This is a genomic window from Citrobacter sp. XY323 (assembly GCF_025106035.1).
Classification (GTDB): domain Bacteria; phylum Pseudomonadota; class Gammaproteobacteria; order Enterobacterales; family Enterobacteriaceae; genus Citrobacter; species Citrobacter braakii.
In genome coordinates this window covers 1-3,066 of record NZ_JANYUK010000032.1, presented here as the reverse complement: position 1 = coordinate 3,066, position 3,066 = coordinate 1, and the positions used below count along the sequence as shown (strand labels likewise).

The window sequence follows — 3,066 nt, the reverse complement described above, 5'->3', positions numbered from 1 at the left end:
TGCGCAGCAGCTGCCCTGGCGGAGTGGGGCTCGACGACTGGACAGCGCCAGCTGGTCAGGAGCCGAAGGGGGCCAGCGCCCTGGGTATTTAGTTTTTGAAAAAATAGGCTCAGTTGCTGATTCCCATCGGGAGAGGTAATAGCTACAGGAGCAAGGGGCAGAAGAAGACAGAAATACAGCCCGTTGCAAAGCCATTCATCAGAACGGCTATGGCGCGAAATGAAGGGCGTTGCGCGTCAGCGCAATGCCTTTCAGCGCCGCAGGCGCGCGGCCTTTTCCGGCGCGGCCAGACGGGGGCATCCTCCCCCGCCCGGCTCACTGTGCCCGTCAGGTCTGAATTCTGAGCAGGACGGTTGAAACACCGGTATACGTGAATGTGCCACGCGGCAGCGGCTCCCAGACATCAGACAGGGGTTTCAGGATCTTCTGCTGGCGTGGCCCGTTCAGACAAACCGCCGTCAGTATTCCGCCGGATTCGAGCAGCGTTAAGGCGTACTGTATGTGACGGATATCCTGGGCATGCTGAAACGGCGGATTCATCAGGATTTTGCTGTAGGTGCTTCCCGGCTGGTAATCCAGAAAATCCCCGCACCGGACGTTAACGCCCGGAAACACTGCCCGCAGATGCGCGGCTAACGCGGCGTTAAGCTCCACGGCGTCACACCGTGCCAGCGGGGCCACCTCCCGGATGGCCCGTAAAATGGCCCCCGTTCCGGCCTCCGGCTCCAGTATCCGGTCAGAATCGTTAAGCTCTGCCAGGTCAGCCATCTGACGACAGACCGGATCGGGAGTGACGAAAAGCTGCGAGCTGGCCCGGATTTCGGCCACGGGTGTGCGCCCGTCAAGTCTGGCCTGCATCGCCTGAATGCGATCCCTGAGTTCACTATGCATATAAATGGCCCTTACCTCCCCGGCGTAATGCCGGGGAGTCTGTCGGTTATTTTTGCGGGATTGCCACGGTTTTCATGTCGGTGATGTACACGTTATCGAGCGTGTAACCGCTGGTCATGATGCGGCGGAAGCGGTACGCGCCATGCTCATCATTTTCAGCGACACCCCGGACCGATTTATAATCAGCCGGGGTTTTCGACCATTCGGCTTTGGTTATTTCGCGGAAACCCTCCCCCGGATAGTTGACGATCGGCGGGCGTTTCGCGGCCTGTTTTGCGGCGCGGGCTTCTTCCGCAGACGGGGCTTTGTAGTCCGTGATGCGGTCGGGGGTCAGTGTCATGGTCCCGTTGCAGCGCATAAAGCTGTAATACGGGGTGACAACCGAACTGACCGCGCCGTTACTTTTATTGATGCGGATGATGGTCAGCCATTCGCCCCGACTCTGGACCTGCCCGCCCGGCTCAAAATCCTGGGTACGGGTGACCACGCCGCCGCTTTCGTCCAGCATGGCGCGTTCATAGGCCAGGCGGTTCTGGTAGTGATTCAGCCAGCGCTGCTGATGGCGGATCGTGCGTTCATGATAAGGGGCGGCAATATCGCGGGCCTGTTCAAAAGTAATAATCTCATTCTCAAGCGCCGAATGCAGGGACATCCGGCCTTCGTACTGGCTTTTCTCCGGTGGGCGCGGGTATTTCTCCAGCGTGAAACAGGTGTACATATGATCGTAATTGCTGACAAGCCGCGCCATTTTCAGATCAAGCGTCTGCGCCCGCCACATCGTCAGATATTTCTGCGCCTGTGCAATGTTCCGCTCCGCCTTGCGCTTGTCCGCCTCAATCTTTCTGATACGGCGGTAACGCACATCCGGGCGTTCTTTGTATTTCGCCAGACGCAGGGATGCATGTGCCCGATCCTCCCAGTATTCCGCACGTTCAAAGAGCATCACGGCGCGTTTCATGCCGTTTTCAATACGCTGCGCATCCCGTCGCGCACGGCGTTCGCTGTGATGGCCAACCAGGATCGGCTGTCCGAACGGGATAACCGACGCCAGCGCGTCCACCTGCGCGAGCGTCTGCTCTGACTCCCCGGCGCGTTTTTCGCTGTAGCCGCTGAAACGGTCAGCGCGTTGTTCCTGACGGTCAAACAGGGTGTTGTCATCGTCTTCAATATCTCCGGCAAGAGACAGAAGCACGTCCTCACGGGCTGGCGTCCAGGCTGGCGCGACAAACAGCGCCTGTTTCGGTGCCCAGCGAAAACCCACGGCATGGATTTTCTGATAGGTTTCATCATCAAGGCGCTCTGCGGCATACAGGCGCAGCTTGTTGTCATCCGGGGAGTATGTCGCCCGGTACGACTGCGCGGGGGTGTCTTCAGACGCGGGCGGCGGGGTGATGCTGGCAGTCAGTGCCAGGGCGGTGGTCTGTGTCATGTGGGTTTCTCCTTCCTGTGGTTGCCGCCCCTCGCGGGGGCGGCTCACCTGATTAGTTACAGTCCGCGTTTCAGTTTCAGGGTGCGAAGCACCTGGCCGAACGCATCATTAGTCATCGCGGGAATATGCACCCCGCGCCTCTTGCAGATACGCCTGGCAATATGTCGCCCGAACGCTTTTAATTCGGGTTTAATCTCTGATGCGGATAGCTCGGCGCGCCTGATGCGCTTATGTTTGTGGGGCTTTACAGCTCCGGCGGAAGGTGAAACAATAGAAACGGTCATATAAAGTTAACTCCTTATGGTAGTTAATGAAGCCGTAAAAGCCGTTAGCGCGACTTTTACGACGTGGATAAAGCAGGGTTTACCCTGCTTTTTTCATGTCTGCGGGTTGCTGCCCGTCCCTTCTGCCTCCTTCTGTACTTTGTCCGTAATATCTTCGGGGTCGCCTAAAAACCAGCCGCAGACGGGTTGATAACGTTCGATAAATGCCCTGACAGCCCGCTTTCCGGTCACGGCGCGGATACGGGTAAACATCGGCATAACGCCCTGTGCATCGCGTCCACTGAACGCAATCTGATAAACACGCATCGCCTGAGCCTGCATTTTTCTTCCTCCTGGTTTTTAAAGAACATCACCCGTTGAGTTTCGGGAGCCGCGGTGTTGACGCTTGCGGGAACCTGCTGCGCTGTTCCCCTGGTATTTAACTTCACCCGTTTGAGAACCTTCGCCGCAGGGGCGTAAACG

The 3,066-nt window shown here is 57.9% G+C and carries 4 protein-coding genes; all 4 read right to left on the bottom strand.

Translation table 11 applies throughout. From position 1 onward, the window contains the following. Positions 1–327 precede the first annotated feature (327 nt). Positions 328–891: a trans-aconitate 2-methyltransferase gene (locus tag N0B36_RS24300; protein WP_057064202.1), complete on the bottom strand. Its 564-nt coding sequence runs from the start codon at positions 889–891 to the stop codon at positions 328–330. Positions 892–937: 46 nt separating this feature from the next. Beyond that, a complete protein-coding gene (locus tag N0B36_RS24295) occupies positions 938–2,320 on the bottom strand; it encodes a DUF3560 domain-containing protein (RefSeq protein WP_057064201.1) in 1,383 nt (460 codons plus the stop codon). A gap of 56 nt (positions 2,321–2,376) precedes the next feature. Beyond that, positions 2,377–2,604, bottom strand: coding sequence for a hypothetical protein (locus N0B36_RS24290; protein WP_057064200.1), 228 nt, complete (start codon positions 2,602–2,604; stop codon positions 2,377–2,379). Between the two features lie 93 nt (positions 2,605–2,697). After that, positions 2,698–2,925, bottom strand: coding sequence for a hypothetical protein (locus tag N0B36_RS24285; RefSeq protein ID WP_086529995.1), 228 nt, complete (start codon positions 2,923–2,925; stop codon positions 2,698–2,700). Positions 2,926–3,066 lie beyond the last annotated feature (141 nt).

Bases quoted from the DNA above. Each gene is read 5' to 3' on its own strand.
- N0B36_RS24285 (WP_086529995.1), bottom strand. From the start codon at position 2,925: ATGCAGGCTCAGGCGATGCGTGTTTATCAGATTGCGTTCAGTGGACGC.
- N0B36_RS24290 (WP_057064200.1), bottom strand. From the start codon at position 2,604: ATGACCGTTTCTATTGTTTCACCTTCCGCCGGAGCTGTAAAGCCCCAC.
- N0B36_RS24300 (WP_057064202.1), bottom strand. From the start codon at position 891: ATGCATAGTGAACTCAGGGATCGCATTCAGGCGATGCAGGCCAGACTT.
- N0B36_RS24295 (WP_057064201.1), bottom strand. From the start codon at position 2,320: ATGACACAGACCACCGCCCTGGCACTGACTGCCAGCATCACCCCGCCG.